Origin of the sequence: Enterovibrio sp. FF113, from assembly GCF_041439165.1 — a bacterium.
In the GTDB taxonomy this organism is placed as follows: domain Bacteria; phylum Pseudomonadota; class Gammaproteobacteria; order Enterobacterales; family Vibrionaceae; genus Enterovibrio; species Enterovibrio norvegicus_A.
Genome location: NZ_JBGONO010000004.1, coordinates 98,309 through 117,596, shown reverse-complemented (window position 1 = coordinate 117,596; position 19,288 = coordinate 98,309). Strand labels below are relative to the sequence as shown.

The following is a 19,288-nucleotide window of genomic DNA, read 5'->3' as shown; positions in this document are numbered from 1 at the left end:
TAACACAGTGTTTGTTGCACCATATGCAGCTGATATGCCCAAGTGATGCTTTTAATGCAGTATGACATATCAGAATGGGGGTCGATAATAGAATTATGAGGAAGGCTTCGTCTATCGAATTAGCACATCTTATTGCCATGGATCACGCAGACGCAGACGCCATTTGCTGACGATAATGCTCAATAATTTCACCCACGACCGCACGGCCTTTGTCGGTTGTCATTGGCGACACCATATTGAGGATCTGAAGGACGCCTTGATAGATAACGGCAGGGGTGATTTTAGCTTGGGGCGCTTGCGCACTTTGATAGAAGATCCAGCTCGATGCGACCAATTTAAGCGTGCTGCACAAAGACGCCAATGCTTCATCTTCCATATCCAGCCAGCCCGTTTCACGAAACTGCCCCAGCATCGCAAACAAGTTGGTTTTAAGGCTTTGTTGCGCCGTCAGATACTTGTTTTGTAACACCGCATCGCGGCGCAAGATATCGGGCAAATTCGCGTAGAAGAAGCGGTAACGCCACATCAACTGAAACGTCGCATCGAGATAAGCAAGCAGACGCTGTTGATCCGATTCAGCAGGGGCTTCTGGCTGAAAACCTACCGTGAGATCGAGCGCGTATTGATCGAAAATACTGTGTATAATCTCTTCCTTATTACGGAAGTGATAATACAAATTTCCTGGGCTAATCCCGAGATCAGCAGCAATGTGATTGGTAGTGACATTCGGTTCACCCTGCTCGTTAAACAGTGCCAATGCAGAATGAATAATGCGATCACGGGTTTTCATGGTTAAACTGCTATCCTCATGCCCAATAGGGAAATGTAAATATTACCATAGCCTCCGCGAGAGTGATGGCGGGGTCTTCTCATTGTCAGATATTAGGTAAAAGTATGATTATAGTGACTGGCGGCGCTGGCATGATTGGCAGCAACATTGTTAAAGCCCTGAACGAACAAGGTATCAACGACATTCTGGTGGTTGATAACCTGAAAGACGGTAACAAGTTCGTGAACCTGGTCGATCTAGACATCGCCGACTACATGGACAAAGAAGACTTCATCACTCAAATCATGGCGGGCGATGATTTCGGCCCGATTGAAGCCATCTTCCACGAAGGCGCATGCTCTGCCACCACCGAGTGGGACGGTAAATACATGATGCTCAACAATTATGAGTATTCAAAAGAGTTGCTGCACTTCTGTCTTGAGCGTGAAATTCCGTTCCTGTACGCCTCCTCTGCTGCCACCTATGGCGGCCGTGACCATGACTTCATCGAAGAGAAGCCATACGAAGGCGCACTGAACGTTTACGGTTACTCGAAGCAACAATTCGACAACTATGTTCGTCGCATTTGGGCGGATGCAGAAGCGCACGGCGAGAAGCTTTCTCAAATTACTGGTTTCCGCTACTTCAACGTTTATGGTCCACGTGAAGGCCATAAAGGCAGCATGGCGTCAGTGGCATTCCACCTGAACAACCAAATCAAAGACGGACAGAACCCGAAACTGTTCGAAGGCAGCAATACCTTCAAACGTGATTTCGTCTACGTCGGTGATGTTTGCAAAATGAACCTTTGGTTTCTGGAAAACGGCGTTTCTGGCATCTTCAACTGCGGCACTGGCCGAGCTGAACCTTTCCGCGCTGTGGCTAACGCGGTTATTGCTCACCACAACCAAGGCGAAGTGGAAGAAATACCGTTCCCAGATCACTTGAAAGGCCGCTACCAAGCCTATACCCAAGCCGACCTGACCAAGGTTCGCGCGGCGGGTTACAACGATGAGTTTAAAACTGTCGCTGAAGGCGTTGCCGAATACATGGCAATACTGAATAAGTAACTGGCTGAAAAACGGGCCTCGGTCCGTTTTTTTTCTTCCCTCTGATTTATCTGTAGTTTCGACTCTATGAGCCAAGAATCTAGCACCAACTCCTATTTACCCAAATTCGAATGGGCGTTCCTTCATCCTCGCTATTGGGGAACATGGCTAGGCATGTTCTTTGTCGCGATCCTCGCTTTTGTGCCTTTTCGTTTACGTGACAAGTTCGCAGAATTTCTCGCCAAAAAACTGGTGAAAATGAACAACCGCGCTAAAAAACGTGCCGTGGTCAATCTTCTAGAATGTTTTCCAGAGAAAACCGAAGAAGAGCGTTTTGCGATCTTAGAACAAAGCTATATTAACGCAGGATGCGTGATGCTTGGCTTTGCCACCATCATGATGCGCAGCAAGCACTACTTGGAAAAACGCACGTTATTTCGTAATGAGGAAATCCTCACTGACTTAGTTGAAAACGGCGAGAAAGTGATTTTGCTGGTACCACACAGTTGGGCAATTGATTACCCCGCAGTGCAACTCGCCTCACGTGGCTTACCTGTTGCTGCTATGGTGAAAAAGCAAAAAAACCGGGTGGTCGATTGGCTAATGAATGTGCAACGTCTCAAGTACGGCGGTCGCACCCACGAACGTTCAGACGGCGTGAAGCCCTTCATTAAATCCGTGCGTGAAGGCTATTTAGGATATTACTTGCCTGACGAAGATCATGGCCCAGAACACAGCGTGTTCGTGCCCCTCTTCGCCACCCAGAAAGCGACGCTTTCAGGATTAGGTAAATTGGCAAAACTTAGCCGCGCGAAAATTGTGCCGCTTATGCCTGTTTATAACCGAGAAACTGGTAACTTTGAGGTCATCATCCAGCCCCCGCTGGCACCGTTTCCATCAGGCAGCGAAGAAACAGACGCACGCATGATGAACGAGCGCATCGAGCAGTTTTTGGAAGACGATCCAGGGCAATATATGTGGATTATGAATCTGCTGAGATCTAGGCCGGATGGTAGCCAGATATATTAAGGAGCGCGAGCATGGAGAGTCGCAACCGTAAAAGTGGCTTTTTTGATAACGCACTTTTTCAGATCCGTAACAAAGTCAAAATCAAAAAAAATAACACCGTTGTCCTAGGCTCTGGTGTTCGGGTCCGAAAATGCAATATTTCCATTAAGGGTTCGGGAAACACGCTGACGTTTGAAGACGGTGCCAACCTCAAAGGTGTACAGCTAGAAATTGACGGCATCAATTGCGCACTTACGATCGGGAAAAACTGTGTCATTGGCGAAGGCTGTTACCTATCCGCACGCGAGAGCAACACGTCACTCACGATCGGCAATGACTGCATGTTTTCGCGCAACGTTAAAGTCATGACAAGTGATGGACATGACATTCTTTCGTCAGGCGCACGAATCAACCCTGCCAAGAACATCAACATCGGCAATCATGTATGGTTAGCTGATGGGGTCATTGTTCTTAAAGGAAGCAATATTGGTGACGGCTCCATTATCGGCATTAATGCCGTCGTGACCCGAGACGTTCCCGCTCACAGCATCGCTGCTGGCAACCCGGCGAAAACCATTAAATCTGACGTGCACTGGGATGAAAAGCTCACTTACTCATCATGAATATACTCATCATTGGCCCATCTTGGGTTGGCGACATGGTCATGTCCCAAAGCCTCTATAAACGACTCAAAGAGCAAAATCCTGACGCTCAAATTGATGTCCTCGCGCCCGCTTGGTGTAAGCCAATTCTTGAGCGTATGCCTGAGGTTAATCGTGCTATTGAAATGCCTATCGGTCACGGGAAATTTAGCCTTTCTGAACGCTGGAAGTTAGGTAAGTCACTACGCGACAATCGCTATAGCCATGCCTACATTCTGCCCAATTCAGCAAAATCTGCACTCATCCCTCTGTTTGCCAAAGTGCCTAAGCGCACTGGTTGGAAAGGTGAGATGCGTTATGGCTTGCTAAATGACCTGCGTCCAGATCGAAAAGTTTTTCAATTTATGGTTGAACGCTATGCAGCTCTTGCACACAGTAAAAGCAGCATGCTGTCCGAAGTCACCATAGACAACGTTCCTCATCCCGCACTCAACGTAGACAATAAAAACCAGCGAGCATGCTTGCAACGATTCAGTATCTCACCGGATTTACCCATTGTTGGTTTGTGTCCAGGCGCAGAGTTTGGCCCAGCAAAGCGCTGGCCTGAACAACACTATGCCTACATCGCCAAACAATTGATCACTGAAGGGAATCAAGTGTGCCTTTTCGGTGGCCCCAAAGACAAATCAGTGACGGAAGGTATTATTAGTGCACTTTCAGAGCATCAAAAATCAATGTGCTTTGATTTAGCCGGTGAAACGTCCTTAGTCGACGCGGTGGATCTGCTCGCTGCATGCCACACCGTATTTTCAAACGATTCAGGACTCATGCATGTCGCCGCTGCCGTCAACGCCAATATTGTGGCGATATATGGCTCAAGCTCACCTATGTACACGCCGCCGCTTTCAAATAAAGTAAGAATCGTTAACACAGACATCAAATGCCGCCCTTGCTTCAAACGGGAATGCCCACTTGGCCACTTAGATTGCCTCAATAAACTAATGCCGCAGCAAGTACTCAGCGCATACCACGACTTAATCTCGACGCCGCAATGGAAAGACCATGAAATTTAATCAGCCAAAGATTTCTTCAAAATATGCCTGCTTTGAAAAAGGCGCTTACGCATCTAAAGCCGCCAAGCACTACTTGAATAATGAATTTGACCCAAATAAAGTCCAAAAAATTGCGGTCATTCGACATGCTGCTTTAGGCGATCAAGTCATTACGCGCCCCTTTCTGATTGAAGCAAGAAAGTTTTTCCCAAACGCTGAAATTACGTTGGTGGCGCTTTCAACCTACCAATATGGTATGCCTTCCGATCTTGTCGATCGTACGGTTGTTTTGCACGGCAGAGACAAAAAAGACAACGTATCCTTCAGCGATAAAATGGCCAATTTCCGAGAAGTGGGTGACCAAGATCTGATTTTCGACCTGGCATGCACTAATCGTTCATATTGGGTCAATCTACTCAACAAAGCTAAACTAAAAGTAGGCTTCCCTTATAAATCCTGGCTAAAAGGGACGCTATACAATGCCGCAGTTTGCCGCTCAGATCTTCAGCCTGAAGTCGAAACCATGCTCGACATGTTACGTTTGCTTGGTCATAACCCTGTCAATCGACTGGACTTTGGGTATCCCGACCACGCAATAATGTCGGAATCAAATAACCCTTACTTTGCTTATTTCAACGGCGCATCTCAGCCGAGAAAAGTCCTTAAAAACGAGCAAGTCATTGCGTTGATGGAAATGGCAATAAAAGCGTTTCCAGAAGTTAAACACGTCTTTCTTGAAGGGGTTAAAGATAATGAGAAAGGAGATTTCCTTTCTCATTTAACAGCGCATGACAATTTTGAAATCCAGCCCTGCATCCCGCTCGATGAATTACTGATATTCACAGCCAAAGCTCAATTGGTGATTGCGCCAGATACCGGTGTTAGAAACGTCGCCATTTCCACGCACACGCCCACTATTGGCATTTTTTACGCAACCGTTCCATTTCGTTACACGCCTAGGTATGAACCGATCCACCATATCGTCATGAACGCATCTTGTGCGATCCCTAGCAATGAGCAGATAATAAATTCAATGGTTTCCGCTTATGCCACAGAAAACAAAACCAGTGAATGAAATAATTACCAACGATAATAACGCGTTCATTTTTAGTGACACCCGCAAATAGCTAACATACGGATAATGTAAATGATCTTAACTCTTCTTACTTTTGGCGACCGACTAGAAAATCACTATCAAGCATCTTTTGCCATTCTTACTTATTTGCAAAGTGACTTGATTTCTAAGGTTTGCGTTGTGACCGATCGCCCATGTTATTACAAATATTTTGGTGACCGTGTCGATGTAATTGAGATCGACCAAAACAAAATGAATGAATGGCGTGGTAACCACGATTTCTTTTGGCGCATTAAGATGAAAGCAATAGAAACGGCCGCCCATCATAATGCAGGCCAAGATATACTCTATGTTGACTCTGACACATTCTATGTTCGTGACATGGAGAAAATTGTACTTGGCCTAAGCCAAGGCAATTCTTTCATGCATGAAAACGAAGGGAAACTTGTCGAAATGACGAGTAAAACACCCAGAAAAATGTGGCAATCACTGAGTGGAAAAACATTTTCTGGTGTCACCATCAATAAAGAAACCGAAATGTGGAACGCAGGTGTCATTGCATTGAGTCGAAAGGATGCTCAACACGTCATATCACTCGCTATTGATATTTGTGATGAAATTTGTGCGACAGACTGCCCAAGACGATTGGTTGAACAATTTGCATTCTCTGTGGCACTAAAAGACTCAACATTATTAGTCGCGGCAGAAAACCAAATTGGCCACTACTGGGGTAATAAGCCACACTGGAATGAAAAAATTGGCGATTTCTTTATGCTCTCAATCCTATCCGGATCATCTTTAGAAGACGATTTGAAACGAATTCAACACGTAGACTTAGATACATCGCCGACGGTTTACAAAGAAAAGAGCATTAAAGGAAAAGTAAAAAACTTCCTTGATAAAATCTTTCCACCAAAAGAAGTGCAGTATTTTAAAGGGCGAACCCAGTAACACGCCTAAGATAATATGCATTAATGGATTGATTCACCAAAACATAGGAATGGAACTCCATGACTCAAACAGTAATATCCATCGTATGCCCATGCTTTAACGAGCAAGAAGTCATTCATACGTTTACAGATAAAATCACTGGGATTATGTCTGCAACTGACTTTAGCTACGAGTTGCTGTTTGTCAACGATGGTAGCAAAGACAACACTCTCTCTGTTCTTCATGAGCTTGCTGCAAAAAACACACACATACGTGTACTCAATCTGTCACGTAATTTTGGCAAAGAAGCCGCGCTGACGGCTGGCCTTGACCATGCTAAGGGCGAGGTCATCATTCCGATCGATGCCGATCTACAGGACCCGCCAGAGCTTATTCATGATTTTTTGCGAGAATGGCAAAAAGGCTATGATGTCGTTGTCGCTAAACGCATCGACAGAAGTAGCGATACACTTGCAAAAAAAATCACCGCGAGCCTGTTTTATAAATTCCACAACAGTATCGCAGACGTCGAAATCCCCGATAATGTCGGTGATTTTCGGTTGATCACTCGTCGTGTAGTGCAGGCTATCCAGCTGTTACCTGAAAACCAGCGCTTTATGAAAGGCATTTTTTCTTGGGTAGGTTTCAAAACATCCGTTGTTGAATATGCGCGGCAGCCACGTGCCGCTGGAGAGAGTAGCTTTAATGGCTGGCGTCTATGGAATTTTGCCTTAGAAGGCATTACCAGTTTCAGTACCGCACCTTTACGTGTTTGGCTATATCTGGGTGTGTTCATCTCTACCATTGCCTTTGTTTTTGGCAGTGCCATTATTCTGAAAACCCTCATGTTTGGCGTTGACCTTCCTGGCTATGCTTCATTGCTCACCATCGTTCTCTTCTTTGGTGGCATGCAATTAATCGGTCTTGGTGTCATGGGTGAATATATCGGGCGTCTATATATGGAATCGAAAAGACGACCGGTTTATATCCTCGAAAATGATTCTGCCGCGACAGATACTGAAAATAACAATAATGATAAGTAGTGATGCATCCATTCGTTGAAAAGCTACTCACATACCGACTCATTCGCTTTGGTCTGACCGGTGGATTAGCAAGCCTAACCCACATCATCATCGCCTTCACACTTCTGCTCTTTTTTGCCACTAACGTCTTCATAGCAAACCTAATTGGGTTCGTCTGTGCGTTTGGTTTGTCGTATTTGATGCAGTCTTTATTTGTGTTCAAAAAATCACTATCACTTAAAAATGCAACGCGGTTTTTCATTGTGCAGTTTTCTGCACTTTTGATCGCACAATTAATTAGCGAGTTGTTCAGTGAAACCAATAGTTATCTTCGTGTGCTGCTGGTTGTGTTTATGATCCCGATGGTGACCTATGTTATTCATCGATTTTGGACTTATAAAGAAACACCACCCTCAACGGACTAGTTTTACGGATAAACCAATGACCCCTGATTTATTCACCCGCTTTGCCCCCTCGCTTCAACGGGCTGGGTTCTATCTTGGCCTAATGCTCGCTATTTTGTATGCCAGCAACCAGATCTTAACTGGCGATCAAACTCAAATGCTCCACAAAGGCTACCTGGGTGCCTATCAAGGCGTTTGGCTTGCATTTGGCAACGCGGCCAGTGCAGTAGGCAATGTGCCCGGTTCGCTGTCTGCGTGGATAGTCGGTGGCCCACTGCTCTTGTGGGATAACCCTTGGTCACCCATGCTGATGATTATCGCCCTGCGGGTGGTGTCGTTCTTTCTTTTTGATGCAGTCATAACAGCGGTGTTTAGCCCATCTGTTCGCCTTGTGTTTATGGTGACCTATTGGCTGAACCCATGGTTGCTCTATGACAGCCTAATCTACAACCCCGCATACCTTTGCTTTTTCACTGCGCTACACTTTTGGTCGGCATTTAAGCTTCGAGAGAAATCGTCTTTCATTTATAGCTTTTTGCATGTGCTGGCGATTGGCGGCGCGATGCAATTCCATTACTCGTGGCCAGTATTGGCGGTCATCTCTTGCTATCTTCTTTACCGTAAAATGGCACATCCTAATTGGGCGGGTGTCATGGTTGGTGGCATGGTTGTTCTCGCATCTCTTATTCCCTATTTTCAGGAATACATGGTTAACGAGAGTATCAGTCGAGAAAGCGATCGCTATATCGGTTATGGCGCGGTTCACGTTTACCCGGTACTCAAAGCGGTACTTTATTGGATTCGCTACGGCTCTACGATGTTTTCAAATCGGCTGATCACGGATGTCAGTTTTGACTGGATCACCACCATCAGCTGGCTACAGATGACTATTCAGTATTGCTGGCAGGCGTTACTTTATTTGGTAGGCGCGACAACCGTGGTGATCTCCGCCAAAGTGAACTGGCGTGCATGGAAGACCATCAAACCCATAATTAAACGCGACAAGCCCATTGCAGATGACACACATTGGTTGCTCTTGTTTGCAGGCGCGACTGTGTTGGCCATCATCATCAACGCCATGCTCTCGCCCATTACTTTTTCCTACTGGCATTTAATCCTGACCTTCCCGCTGGCTCTGATCCCAGTGCTGATCGCCGCAGAAACATGGCGCATTGCAATGCCAGAACGCTTCAGTCGCGGACTGATTGCCTTGTCGGCATTCTTTCTAGTGGTTAATCTTGTTGCGGCGCACGACAGCGACAAATACTCCTACAACGTCGATTATGCCGAACAAGTACAGCAATATCTGATTGATGAAGGACTGTCTAAATAGCCACTTATTCCTTCTAGAGGGCTCGATATCGAGCCCTTTGTTGTAAACTAGCCCCAGGTTTTCCAAACAAGGTTTTCGTGTGCGCCTTCTTTATACCCTTTTACTTTTCATCGCTGCCCCTTTTCTTCTTCTGGGTCTCTATCGCGCCAAAGATGGGAAACCTCGTGTGGGTAAGCGCTGGGTTGAGCATTTTGGAAGAACGCCAGCACTTGTAGGCCAACGTCCAATTTGGATTCATGCTGTTTCCGTCGGTGAAGTGATTGCCGCAAAACCGATTATTCTGGCGCTTCGCAAGACATACCCAGACGCTTCGATACTCGTTACCACCACAACGACAACAGGTGCTGCGATTGCAAGCAAGCTTGGTGAAGGAATAGAACACAGGTACATGCCGATCGACTTTGGCTTTGCTGTCAGCGGCTTTTTGAAACGCATGAATCCAAAAATCATGTTGATCATGGAAACCGAGCTTTGGCCGAATACCTTAACGGCAGTGAAACAAGCAGGCATCCCAATCATCGTAATGAATGCACGACTGTCGGAAAAGTCGATGCGCGGCTATCAGCGTGTACAGCCGCTATTCAATCTGCTTTCAAACAATATCGACCACATTCTTTGCCAATTTAAAGACGATGCTGATCGTTTCATTCAACTTGGCGTCAATTCACAGCATGTTTCCGTATCAGGCTCAGTGAAATTTGATTTACCTGAATTTGATGAATCTAACCATGCTGTCGTCGCGCTGAAACAAGCACTTAAACAACGTCCAGTATGGGTTGCAGCAAGTACGCATCCAGGAGAAGACGAGATTTTACTCGACGCTCATCAAGCGCTGTTGGCGAAACAACCCGACGCTTTATTGGTGCTGGTTCCACGCCACCCCGAACGCTTCGGCGACGTTGCAGCACTGATTGAACAGAAAGGATTTTCACTGTCACGTCGCAGCCAATCACAGCCTATTAATGACAATACGCAAGTGTATTTGGGCGACACCATGGGTGAAATGATGACCTTGCTTGCCACGTCGACCGTGACCTTTATGGCAGGCAGTTTAATGGGTGAGAAACTGGGTGGGCATAACCTGCTAGAGCCCGCTTCCCTTGGGAAGCCTCAAATCACAGGCCCAAGCTACTTTAATTTTCAGGTGATTGGCGATCAGTTGATTGAAGCCGGTGCTTGTGAAGTGCAAGAAGCGCCCTCAGACATTGCCAATGCGCTATTGGGTTTCATGAACAACCCAGAGAAATGCCAACAAGCAGGAGAAGCCGCGCTGAATGTGGTGGAGAGAAACCGTGGCGCGGTCGCTAAAACACTTGAAGCGATAGCACCGTGGATTGATGCCCAGAAACAATAACTAATAATTTGCAGATTCCAGATTATCTAACTGCTTGCTCTTGATAACCAATCAATAACGCATCCCAATCTGTTTCCTGCCACTGGATTTGTCGCTTGTTCAGCTCTTTTCGAAATGAGCGAAGCAAGCGGCTGAGATTAGATGCCTTCCAGCCTTCCCCTGTTTTTTTGCCGCATTTATCAAAATCAATTAACCAGCACGTGCCTGTGGTATCGAGCAAAATATTGTGGATATTGAGATCAGTGTGACACACCCCAGCATCATGAAGCTTTCTCACCATGACGCCAATCCGGTGGTAATGAGAAGCTTCGAGCGGGGCTTCCATCAAGATATCGACCAAATCTTTTGCGCCATCGATTTTTTCCACCAGCAAGTCCGCTTGGTAGGTCAATCCATCCCGAATCGCTCGAGCAGCTATCGGACGTGGTACTGATATGCCCTTTTCACGCAGATAAGTCAGTAGCTGAAACTCTTGCGCCGAGCGGGTGTTTCCCCATCCGGTAAACGCATAGCTATCACGAACCAATTTGCCGAACAAACCACCACGCCGATAGTGACGCAGTGCCGCAGGCACAGACGCAGTTTGCACAAACCAAGTAGTGCCTCGCCCAGAAGCGGAGCCAATCACGGCATTTTTATTCTGCCAGAACTCAACGTCAAAACAGCGTGCCGGATCTTCACTTAACAGGGATTTGTCATACCAAATGCGCGTGTTGTTATCGACCAATAGATCCACAGAGATTCCTTTGCATATTCGCGAAAAACGCATCGGCTAGCGCCCATGACGTGCAGTTGCATTTTACATTGCGGATCGGCAACTGCATAATTTCAACCATCAAAATCCTATAAGCATCATCATGGCCCTATTTTCGACCCCACCAACGTCACTGTGTATTCTGCGTTTGTCTGCCATTGGCGACGTATGCAACGCCATCGCCGCGGTTCAAGCGATCCAAGCTCAATGGCCAGAAACCCACATCACTTGGATAGCAGGCAAGGCCGAAGCGGCACTGCTCACGCCATTGCTGCCAGATGTCGAGGTGATTGCGTTTGATAAGAAGCTTGGCTTCAAAGGCATGAAAACGGTGTGGAAAGCACTAAAGGGAAAACGCTTCGATGCACTGCTTCATATGCAAAGTGCGATTCGTGCCAGCTTACTTTCGGTGGGTATTAAGGCGCGCTATACGCTCGGCTTTGACAAAGTGCGTGCCAGCGATTTGCAGTCATGGTTTACCAACATCAAAGTCCCTTCTCCGCAATCACTTCATGTACTTGACGGATTTATGGCTTTTACCGAAACGTTAGGGCTCGCACCTCAAACACCTACGTGGTCATTACCCATATCGGATAACGATGCCGCGTGGGCGCAATCGCAGATGAGTGACAAGCCAACTCTCATCGTCGCACCCGCAGCAAGCAAGGCATTTAAAAATTGGACCGCCGAAGGCTACGCTGGCGTCATTGAGCACGCTATCGAGAAAGGCTTTGACGTTATCTTGGCAGGTGGCCCAGGTAAGATAGAAATTGAACTTGGACAAGCTATTGAGCAAAAGCTGACTCACCCAGTAAAAAATCTGATTGGTAAAACCACCTTGCTTCAATTGCTCTCCTTAGAAAAAGAAGCGGCGCTGGTACTGGCACCAGACAGCGGCCCTGCGCATCTTGCCAACGCGGTCAACACGCCTGTGATTGGTCTGTATGCCCACCACAATCCAGCACGCACGGGCCCTTACAACTGGCGTCAATATGTCGTGAGCGCTTATGATGAAGCCATCAAGGCCGAAACCGGGCAGTTAGCCAGTAAAGTCTCATGGCGAACCCGCGTCAAAGATCCTGACGCCATGCAACGCATTACTATTGATCACGTGATCGCTCGCTTTGACGAAGTGGTCGAGAAAGAAGGACTCTGCTCATGAGCCAAGCTCAACAACGCGCATCCATTAGCGCTATTATCATCACCAAAAATGAAGAGCAGATTTTGCCAGAGTGTTTGGCGTCCCTAGATTGGGTCGATGAAATCATCGTCGTCGATTCTGGCAGCACAGATAACACAGTGAACATCGCGCAAACGGCAGGCGCCAAAGTGCATATCAACGCCGAGTGGCCCGGATTTGGAAAGCAAAAACAACTGGCGCAACGCTACGCCACTAAAGATTGGATTTTGGCCATTGATGCCGATGAAGTCATCACTGAGCCACTTAAACAGAGCATTCTTAATGTTCTTGCAAAACCATCCGAGAAGACTCTCTTCATTTTGCGCCGCACAACTTGGGTATTTGGCCGATTTCTCAAACATTCAGGCTGGTACGATAAGATTATCCGTGTCTATCCGCGTGAGTACACAGGCTACAACGATGCCTTAGTACACGAAAAAATTATTGAGCCACAAGGCTGTAAAAAACAAACCTTAGACGGCGATATGCTGCATTACTCTTACCGTGACCTTCACCAATATCTCGTGAAATCTGCGTTCTACGCAAAGTCATGGGCGGATGGACGTCAGGCTAGAGGTAAGAAAAGCAGTATTGGTCAGGGCATTACTCATGCTATCGGCTGCTTTTTGAAAATGTATCTGTTAAAGCGTGGATTCTTAGACGGGAAGCAGGGCTTTTTAATTGCCGTACTGTCTGCGCATTCCACTTTCGTTAAATACGCAGACCTTTGGATTCGCGACAATGACAGCCGTGCGAACTAAATCAGCTTTCCATCAATCGCGCTAAAAATGCATTCACGTCTGGCAGGATGGCGCGGATATGAATCTTCGACATATCTGCCGCGACGTTTTTGTCTTTGTCGGTCGGTGGCGAAAACGCAAGGTGATGACCATCGCTATTGATCGGTCGCCAGCGAAGTGGTGTCGCACTTCGCTTCGCAGGAAAAAAGCCAATTGTCGGCACGTCCAAGGTCGCCGCTATGTGAAGCGGCCCAGTCGAGCCTGCAATAAATGCATCAGCACAAGCAATCGAACACGTGAAATCCTGCAAGCCATCGTTCTTATCATAAACCACAGAATCAATGCCTTTGATCGACAGCAAGGCTTGCAGTTCAGCGGCTTTCTTCGCCTCCCCTGGTCCTGCGGTGAGCACCACTTCAACCTTCGTCTTTTTACAGATACCTGCCACAAGATCCGCATATTGCATTAAAGAAAGGTTATTGGCTGAGCCGCCACTACCAGCGTGAACATAAAGCCAAGGCGTCTTTTCATCAATCGCCAATGCGTGTGCCAATTTAGTTTTCTGTGCCGCCTGTTCACTGGTAGGAAATGCCAAATAAGGCGCTGATGGCTCCTTCGCCTCCACACCGATTTTCGCCAAGAAGGCACGCACCAAATCGAGGTTATACTCATACTCAGGTTTTGCCGATTGAGAACGACGCTGAGTGATGCGATGGTTATACAAAAGCTGAGAGATTTTCGTCGCTGGCGCTAAGCGAAATGGGATGCCAGCTTTCCATACTAGGGTCGCATTATAACTGTTTGAAAAAAGACAGATAGACGCATCAAAATCGTTCGCTTTGATCGTTGTCACCAGCTCTTTTTTTCTCAACTTATCTGCATCTTTTCCACAATCAACCAATACCTTGTCAATCGATGGGCATAACGCTGCCAGCGCTTTAGTATAAGACGGCACCAAAGCGGTAATCTCTGCCTCTGGCAGTGATTCTTTCAACATCGCAAATGCGGGCCATGCCAACATAAAGTCGCCAATTTTATCGTTACGGATGACAAGGATTTTTTTCATTGTGTGTCCCAGTTTACGGTTCTCGTTGCCGATCATACCGGATGATGGCAATTTCGCTAATAACTTCAAGAGAAGATAGTGTGAAAGAAATGCTGGTCACGTAGGCTTTTTCAACATCTACCCGCACCAAGCACGATAAAATACCGCGAGATTTTGGTAGCATGTCGCCAGTTTAAGGAATTGCAGGAAATGACTGTGAGCAAAAAAGCCCTAACCCGGGTAATTTATCCCGGCACCTTTGATCCCGTCACCAACGGTCATATCGATTTGGTGGAGCGCGCCGCATCAATGTTTGATGAAGTGATTGTCGGCATTGCCGCCAGCCCGAGTAAAAAGCCATTGTTTGGATTGGAAGAGCGTGTCTCACTGGCTAAAGAGGTCACAGCACACCTTGATAATGTCTCCGTCGTCGGGTTTTCTGGCCTTCTGGTGGACTTTGCCAAGCAATATAACGCCAACATTTTAGTGCGTGGGTTACGTGCAGTGTCCGATTTCGAATATGAGTTTCAGTTGGCCAACATGAATCGCCGTCTGATGCCTGAGCTGGAAAGTGTTTTCCTCACGCCCTCAGAAGAAAACTCCTTTATTTCATCCACATTGGTCAAAGAAGTCGCGCTTCATGGCGGCGATACCAGTGGGTTTGTGCACCCTAAGGTCCTAGAAGCACTGAAATCTCACCTCAAAAAATAACGCCTTAAAAAAACCGCCATTGGCGGTTTTTTTGTCTTTGCTCAGGAAGTTCTGCGGCTAAACCTGGCACGACGGACAGAAAAATGTATTCCGTTGTCCAATTTTGACGCTCTCTAGCAAAGTCTCGCATACCGGGCACGGTTTGCCAGTTTTGCCATAAACCAGCAATTCTTGTGCAAAATACCCCGGCTTGCCATCCGCCTGCGTGAAATCTTTTAACGTCGTGCCACCTTGCTGAATCGCGGTTTCGAGTATGGTTTTGATGTTTCCGACCAGCAGATTCGCGTCATCAAGGGTCAGTAACCCCGCCTGGCGCTGAGGATGAATGCGAGACGTAAACAACGATTCATTGGCATAGATGTTCCCCACCCCGACGACCACAGGATTATCCATAATAAATTGCTTGATGGCCGTTCGCTTGTTACGACTTCTCTCGAACAAATACTCACCAGTAAACGCATCGGTGAGTGGTTCTGGCCCTAACTTTTCAAGTGCAGGATGGTCACTATGGTTCGGCTGCCATAGCCATGCGCCAAAACGGCGTGGATCGTTATAACGAATAACAGCGCCAGAACTCAGATGCAGATCGACATGGTCGTGCTTAGCGGGCGGTACCATTTCAGGTAAGACACGTAAACTGCCCGACATACCGAGATGAATCAGCGCATAGCCAATGTCAGTTTCAAGGATCAGATATTTGGCGCGGCGCGAGACTGCGTGAATCGTCTGTCCCTCAATATCATAGAGGCTATCGGGGATTAACCAGCGCAACTGCGGCTGCCTGACGTCCAATTTCGTCACCACTTGCCCTTCCGCATGTGGTTTTATCCCCATGCGGCTGACTTCAACTTCCGGTAATTCTGGCATCGTATTAATTCTGGTTGTCGAATGGGAATAGGTAGTTTGGAGCAACAGAGACCGCAAGCCAACGGTTTTCCCAGTTTTGAATGAGCCAAAACTGAGGCAATTGATAATAGGTCAGACGCAAAGGCTCAACGTGTTGGCCTCTATCCACCACCAAGGTCGCTGGCGATCGCAAATTGGGCTTGAGCTTATTGTAGGTGTCACTATCTATTTCAGTGCCAGAAAGATTCAACCAACGGTTTGCCAACTCAGTTGCTGACACATCAAGGGCCTTGTCTGTTTGCCAAGGCGACCCATTGGTTAGGGTGAAATCAGGAAATTTTAGCGCTAATGGCGAAACATCATCAGGCATTAAGGCAATGACACCATCAGGGAGTACCTGTTCGACATGTTGAGGTTTTTCATTTTCCGCCAATTTAGCGCGGATGTAATCGGGCAAGTTCATGGCAGCAACAAACAAAAGGATGCCGATGATCAGAAAGTTATTGAAGGTACGACGAGAAGGTCTTGCCATTTTTCGGTCTCAGCCATTGGACATGACTAAAGTGTATATCCGGAAGTGACTGATTTACAGTTATATGCGAGTGTGCACCTCAAATTGCAGACATAAAAAAACCCAGCCAAGGCTGAGTTTTTTTGTAAAGCAGAAAACCAATTACTTGATTTTAGCTTCTTTGTACATAACGTGTTGACGAACAACTGGATCAAATTTCTTGATCTCAAATTTGCCCGGCATATTACGCTTGTTTTTGTCAGTAGTGTAGAAGTGGCCTGTACCAGCAGATGATACTAGACGGATCTTCTCACGAATGCCTTTAGCCATTCTTTAAATCCTCTTAAACGTTCTCACCACGGGCGCGGATGTCTGTAAGAACAGCATCAATGCCTTTCTTGTCGATGATGCGCATACCTTTAGGGGTAAGACGCAGTTTAACGAAGCGGTTTTCGCTTTCTACCCAGAAACGATGAGTTTGCAGGTTCGGCAGAAAACGACGCTTGGTGGCGTTACGTGCGTGCGAACGGTTGTTACCCGTTACAGGACGCTTGCCAGTTACTTGGCATACTCGTGACATGAATGTCTCTCCAAATCGTTTCAGCTCGATATCAACCTTGTCCGCCATTCCTGCAAAAAACAAGGTCAGGCACTAGGTCAAGGCTATCAAAGGTGGCGCATTATACTAACTGTCTTCCCATTGCTCAAGTCCCGAGCAGATCCTTTTATCATTTTTTGATCGTTTTTTAACGGCTTTGGCTTGAAAAGCCTATATCCAGCCACGTTCAGCAAAAGAGACAACGTCTCCATCACCAATAACCATGTGATCAAGCAACCGGATATCGACCAACGACAGCGCATCAGCGATGCGTGACGTGATATGACGATCTGCAGAACTGGGCTCAGCAATGCCAGATGGGTGATTATGAGCCAAAATCACCGCATTTGCATGCACTTCCAACGCACGACGTACAACTTCGCGTGGATAGACCCCTGCAGCATTGATGGTTCCCTCAAAAAGAACTTCATCCATGATGGGTCGGTTTTGATTATCCAAATACAGGACCAGAAAGGCTTCTCGCGGCCTGTCACGCAATTGTGCCGAGAGATATCTCGCCGTATGCGAAGGACTCGTTAAGGCATCTTCATGGGACATAATTTCTTTTAAATGGCGCTTACTCAGCTCCAATACCGCCTGTAATTGCGCATATTTTGCAGACCCCAGCCCTTTTCGCTGGCTAAATTGCGCTAAGTTGGACTGCATCAAGCCTCGCAATGAACCAAAATCCTCCAGCAAATAACCCGCCAGTTCAATCGCATTCATGCCTGATACACCCGTGCGAAGAAAAATCGCCAGCAACTCCGCATTCGTCAATGACTCTGGCCCTTTCGCCAGCAGCTTCTCTCTCGGGCGACAATCTAGCGGCAGATCTTTCAGTGACATAAACACGCCTCGCAATATAAAAAGGCAGCGTCATTGCAGATGTCTTTTCGCGCAACGACTCTTAGCTCAGTGTGCGATTAATGTGTGGAACACGTTTTTTGAGTAGCTTCTTTATTACATTTCAATTTGTGGTACCGCAGCTTTCACAATCCTCTGAGCGCAACAGGTGATCACCCGGTCTTTTATGTTATCTTTCCCTTAATTACCCCATTGGCTTATTTGGTTATGGTTCAGAAAATTACCCAATCCCTCACAGGCAAACGCATTGTGTTGGGCATTGGCGGTGGTATCGCCGCCTATAAATGCGCAGATCTAACACGTCGATTGATCGAACGTGGCGCAGATGTTCGTGTCGTGATGACCCACGCAGCAAAAGAATTCATTACCCCGCTGACCATGCAGGCCGTATCGGGTCACCCCGTTGCCGATAGCCTACTCGACCCAGCGGCAGAGGCCTCGATGGGCCACATTGAAATTGCCAAGTGGGCAGATTTGGTTGTGCTTGCGCCAGCCACTGCCGATTTGATGGCACGTGTTACCGCAGGCATGGGCAACGATCTACTCACTACCCTTTGCTTGGCAACTGACGCCACCGTCGCCATTGCACCCGCAATGAACCAGCAGATGTACCGTGCAGTCGCTACCCAAGAAAACCTTGTAACGCTCAAACGCCGCGGCTACCCAATCTGGGGCCCAGCGAGTGGTGAACAAGCGTGTGGCGACGTTGGCCCAGGCCGAATGCTAGAGCCGATGCAATTAGTCGCCTTAGTGGAAGAACATTTTTCAGAAGGTGATTTAGCCGGTACGTCCATGTTGATTACCGCAGGGCCAACCCGCGAAGCGATCGACCCTGTTCGTTATCTGACTAATCAAAGCTCGGGGAAAATGGGTTACGCAATTGCCCAAGCCGCCGCCAAGCGCGGCGCAAAAGTAACGCTGATTAGTGGTCCGGTAAACCTGAGTACACCCGCCAATGTGGCACGCATTGACGTAGAAAGCGCAGAAGATATGCATCAGGCAGTTCAAGCTCATGCCGCTCTGCACCAGATTTTTATTGCCTGTGCTGCCGTTGCTGATTTCAGACCGGCCCACATTGCCGATCAGAAAATGAAGAAAAAAGACGGTCACGATGAAATGACCATCAGTCTGGTCAAAAACCCAGATATCGTCGCATCCGTCGCAGCCATGACAGCGAATCGTCCTTTCACTGTAGGCTTTGCGGCAGAAACCCAAGATGTGGAACAATACGCACGCGGTAAATTGGCGAAGAAGAATCTTGATCTCATTTGCGCCAACGATGTGTCCTGCGACGGTCAAGGTTTTAACAGCGACCAAAATGCGCTGCATCTATATTGGCCTGCGGGCGACAAACCTTTACCGCTCGCAAGTAAGGCCGATATCGGCAACCAACTTGTCAGCGAGATCGCTACCCTGTTTAATGCCAGCAAATAAAACCAGT

The 19,288-nt window shown here is 47.3% G+C and carries 22 protein-coding genes; 14 read left to right on the top strand and 8 right to left on the bottom strand.

Annotation, left to right across the window (positions count from 1 at the left end; genetic code table 11):
- Nucleotides 1-142 precede the first annotated feature (142 nt).
- A complete protein-coding gene (locus tag ACED36_RS04525; protein WP_016961910.1) occupies nucleotides 143-790 on the bottom strand; it encodes a TetR/AcrR family transcriptional regulator in 648 nt (215 codons plus the stop codon).
- Nucleotides 791-894: 104 nt separating this feature from the next.
- Between ACED36_RS04525 and rfaD the strand changes: the two genes are divergently transcribed.
- The 10 genes from rfaD to waaA all read left to right on the top strand — a co-directional run bounded on the left by rfaD (nucleotide 895) and on the right by waaA (nucleotide 10,598).
- Nucleotides 895-1,839: an ADP-glyceromanno-heptose 6-epimerase gene (gene rfaD, locus ACED36_RS04520; RefSeq protein WP_371732858.1), complete on the top strand. Its 945-nt coding sequence runs from the start codon at nucleotides 895-897 to the stop codon at nucleotides 1,837-1,839.
- A gap of 66 nt (nucleotides 1,840-1,905) precedes the next feature.
- The gene (gene lpxM, locus ACED36_RS04515) at nucleotides 1,906-2,847 is read left to right on the top strand and encodes a lauroyl-Kdo(2)-lipid IV(A) myristoyltransferase (protein ID WP_026024211.1); all 942 of its coding nucleotides are present in this window, start codon (nucleotides 1,906-1,908) and stop codon (nucleotides 2,845-2,847) included.
- A gap of 11 nt (nucleotides 2,848-2,858) precedes the next feature.
- Nucleotides 2,859-3,449 carry an acyltransferase gene (locus tag ACED36_RS04510; RefSeq protein ID WP_016961907.1) on the top strand — a complete coding sequence of 197 codons (591 nt, stop codon included), beginning with the start codon at nucleotides 2,859-2,861 and terminating at the stop codon, nucleotides 3,447-3,449.
- The gene (gene waaF, locus ACED36_RS04505; protein WP_016961906.1) at nucleotides 3,446-4,501 is read left to right on the top strand and encodes a lipopolysaccharide heptosyltransferase II; all 1,056 of its coding nucleotides are present in this window, start codon (nucleotides 3,446-3,448) and stop codon (nucleotides 4,499-4,501) included. The genes ACED36_RS04510 and waaF overlap by 4 nt, the downstream gene beginning before the upstream one ends.
- Complete coding sequence (locus tag ACED36_RS04500; RefSeq protein ID WP_016961905.1) at nucleotides 4,491-5,555, top strand: glycosyltransferase family 9 protein; 1,065 nt, start codon at nucleotides 4,491-4,493, stop codon at nucleotides 5,553-5,555. The genes waaF and ACED36_RS04500 overlap by 11 nt, the downstream gene beginning before the upstream one ends.
- Nucleotides 5,556-5,627: 72 nt before the next feature.
- Nucleotides 5,628-6,506 (top strand): hypothetical protein, encoded by an 879-nt coding sequence (locus ACED36_RS04495; RefSeq protein ID WP_016961904.1) that lies wholly within the window; start codon nucleotides 5,628-5,630, stop codon nucleotides 6,504-6,506.
- A 59-nt stretch (nucleotides 6,507-6,565) separates the two neighbouring features.
- Nucleotides 6,566-7,528 carry a glycosyltransferase family 2 protein gene (locus tag ACED36_RS04490; RefSeq protein WP_016961903.1) on the top strand — a complete coding sequence of 321 codons (963 nt, stop codon included), beginning with the start codon at nucleotides 6,566-6,568 and terminating at the stop codon, nucleotides 7,526-7,528.
- A 2-nt stretch (nucleotides 7,529-7,530) separates the two neighbouring features.
- A complete protein-coding gene (locus ACED36_RS04485; protein WP_016961902.1) occupies nucleotides 7,531-7,932 on the top strand; it encodes a GtrA family protein in 402 nt (133 codons plus the stop codon).
- 16 nt (nucleotides 7,933-7,948) lie between these two features.
- The gene (locus ACED36_RS04480; RefSeq protein ID WP_016961901.1) at nucleotides 7,949-9,244 is read left to right on the top strand and encodes a hypothetical protein; all 1,296 of its coding nucleotides are present in this window, start codon (nucleotides 7,949-7,951) and stop codon (nucleotides 9,242-9,244) included.
- Nucleotides 9,245-9,323: 79 nt separating this feature from the next.
- Nucleotides 9,324-10,598 (top strand): lipid IV(A) 3-deoxy-D-manno-octulosonic acid transferase, encoded by a 1,275-nt coding sequence (gene waaA, locus ACED36_RS04475; protein ID WP_016961900.1) that lies wholly within the window; start codon nucleotides 9,324-9,326, stop codon nucleotides 10,596-10,598.
- Nucleotides 10,599-10,620: 22 nt separating this feature from the next.
- Here waaA and ACED36_RS04470 read toward each other — a convergent pair whose 3' ends face one another.
- On the bottom strand, nucleotides 10,621-11,334 hold the full coding sequence (locus ACED36_RS04470; protein WP_016961899.1) for a 3-deoxy-D-manno-octulosonic acid kinase: 714 nt from the start codon (nucleotides 11,332-11,334) through the stop codon (nucleotides 10,621-10,623).
- A gap of 121 nt (nucleotides 11,335-11,455) precedes the next feature.
- Here ACED36_RS04470 and ACED36_RS04465 point away from each other — a divergent pair, with 121 nt between their 5' ends.
- Nucleotides 11,456-12,514, top strand: a complete 1,059-nt coding sequence (locus tag ACED36_RS04465; RefSeq protein ID WP_016961898.1) for a glycosyltransferase family 9 protein — start codon at nucleotides 11,456-11,458, stop codon at nucleotides 12,512-12,514.
- A complete protein-coding gene (locus ACED36_RS04460; RefSeq protein ID WP_016961897.1) occupies nucleotides 12,511-13,293 on the top strand; it encodes a glycosyltransferase family 2 protein in 783 nt (260 codons plus the stop codon). The genes ACED36_RS04465 and ACED36_RS04460 overlap by 4 nt, the downstream gene beginning before the upstream one ends.
- A gap of 1 nt (nucleotide 13,294) precedes the next feature.
- Here ACED36_RS04460 and ACED36_RS04455 read toward each other — a convergent pair whose 3' ends face one another.
- Entirely contained in the window at nucleotides 13,295-14,338 is a 1,044-nt protein-coding gene (locus tag ACED36_RS04455; RefSeq protein ID WP_029486698.1) for a glycosyltransferase family 9 protein, read from the bottom strand.
- 189 nt (nucleotides 14,339-14,527) lie between these two features.
- On the opposite strand from ACED36_RS04455, the gene coaD reads away from it, so the two are divergent.
- Complete coding sequence (gene coaD, locus ACED36_RS04450) at nucleotides 14,528-15,028, top strand: pantetheine-phosphate adenylyltransferase (RefSeq protein WP_016961895.1); 501 nt, start codon at nucleotides 14,528-14,530, stop codon at nucleotides 15,026-15,028.
- Between the two features lie 57 nt (nucleotides 15,029-15,085).
- Here the strand turns inward: coaD and mutM are convergent, their stop codons facing one another.
- The 5 genes from mutM to radC all read right to left on the bottom strand — a co-directional run bounded on the left by mutM (nucleotide 15,086) and on the right by radC (nucleotide 17,829).
- Nucleotides 15,086-15,895, bottom strand: coding sequence for a bifunctional DNA-formamidopyrimidine glycosylase/DNA-(apurinic or apyrimidinic site) lyase (mutM, locus tag ACED36_RS04445; RefSeq protein WP_016961894.1), 810 nt, complete (start codon nucleotides 15,893-15,895; stop codon nucleotides 15,086-15,088).
- A gap of 4 nt (nucleotides 15,896-15,899) precedes the next feature.
- Nucleotides 15,900-16,406 (bottom strand): hypothetical protein, encoded by a 507-nt coding sequence (locus tag ACED36_RS04440; RefSeq protein ID WP_016961893.1) that lies wholly within the window; start codon nucleotides 16,404-16,406, stop codon nucleotides 15,900-15,902.
- 141 nt (nucleotides 16,407-16,547) lie between these two features.
- Entirely contained in the window at nucleotides 16,548-16,715 is a 168-nt protein-coding gene (gene rpmG, locus ACED36_RS04435; protein ID WP_002535344.1) for a 50S ribosomal protein L33, read from the bottom strand.
- A 13-nt stretch (nucleotides 16,716-16,728) separates the two neighbouring features.
- On the bottom strand, nucleotides 16,729-16,965 hold the full coding sequence (gene rpmB / locus ACED36_RS04430) for a 50S ribosomal protein L28 (protein ID WP_016961892.1): 237 nt from the start codon (nucleotides 16,963-16,965) through the stop codon (nucleotides 16,729-16,731).
- Between the two features lie 189 nt (nucleotides 16,966-17,154).
- Nucleotides 17,155-17,829, bottom strand: a complete 675-nt coding sequence (gene radC / locus ACED36_RS04425; protein WP_016961891.1) for a DNA repair protein RadC — start codon at nucleotides 17,827-17,829, stop codon at nucleotides 17,155-17,157.
- Between the two features lie 225 nt (nucleotides 17,830-18,054).
- On the opposite strand from radC, the gene coaBC reads away from it, so the two are divergent.
- The gene (gene coaBC / locus ACED36_RS04420) at nucleotides 18,055-19,281 is read left to right on the top strand and encodes a bifunctional phosphopantothenoylcysteine decarboxylase/phosphopantothenate--cysteine ligase CoaBC (RefSeq protein ID WP_016961890.1); all 1,227 of its coding nucleotides are present in this window, start codon (nucleotides 18,055-18,057) and stop codon (nucleotides 19,279-19,281) included.
- Nucleotides 19,282-19,288 lie beyond the last annotated feature (7 nt).